Source organism: Pseudomonas sp. GW460-LB5 (genome assembly GCF_059423245.1).
This window is the reverse complement of record NZ_JBWKXT010000136.1, coordinates 1-854: the sequence shown is the minus strand read 5'-3', so window position 1 is coordinate 854 and position 854 is coordinate 1. Positions and strand designations below refer to the sequence as shown.

Sequence of the window (854 nt, the reverse complement as noted above, 5' to 3'; positions counted from 1 at the left end):
AGGTTGGTCGACAGCGGATGCTCTTTCAGATTACGCAAGGAATCCCAGCTAAAGGTGCCGATGGACACCATGATCATTACAGCCACGAGTGCGGCCATAGGGATTTTGGAGAGCCATTCGCCAAGAAATACCACCATCAGCAGCAGGAAAACGCCGGCACACAATGTCGAGAGACGGGTGCGGCCGCCAGATTTCACGTTGATGATCGACTGGCCGATCATGGCGCAACCTGCCATACCGCCAAGCATGCCGGCAGCGATGTTGGCCACACCCTGGCCTTTGCACTCGCGGTTTTTGTTGCTGGTGGTATCCGTCAGGTCGTCGACGATGGTCGCGGTCATCATCGACTCCAGTAGGCCTACAACTGCCAGCGCTGCGGAGTAAGGAAAGATGATCCGCAGGGTTTCAAAGTTCAGCGGCACTTCAGGCCACAGAAAAATCGGCAGCGTGTCCGGCAGTTGGCCCATGTCACCGACGGTGCGGATATCCAAACCGAGGTAAATGGCGATGGCAGTCAGCGTCAGAATGCACACCAACGGAGAGGGAATCAGCTTGCCGATTTTCGGTACATACGGGAACAGGTAGATGATTCCCAGGCCCGCAGCGGTCATGGCATAGACATGCCAGGTGACATTGGTCAGCTCAGGCAATTGCGCCATAAAAATCAGAATCGCCAATGCGTTTACGAAGCCGGTGACTACCGAACGTGAAACAAAGCGCATCAACGAGCCAAGCTTCAGGTAGCCGGCAAGGATTTGAAGTACGCCACATAGTAGAGTCGCGGCCAGCAGGTACTGGAGTCCATGCTCTTTTACCAGCGTAACCATCAGCAGTGCCATGGCGCCTGTCGCCGC

The 854-nt window shown here is 55.6% G+C and carries 1 protein-coding gene; it reads right to left on the bottom strand.

Going from position 1 to position 854, the window contains the following annotated elements:
• Positions 1 to 854, bottom strand: an 854-nt coding sequence (locus tag AC07XM_RS31045; protein ID WP_495046084.1) for a SulP family inorganic anion transporter, incomplete at both ends; no start/stop codon positions are given.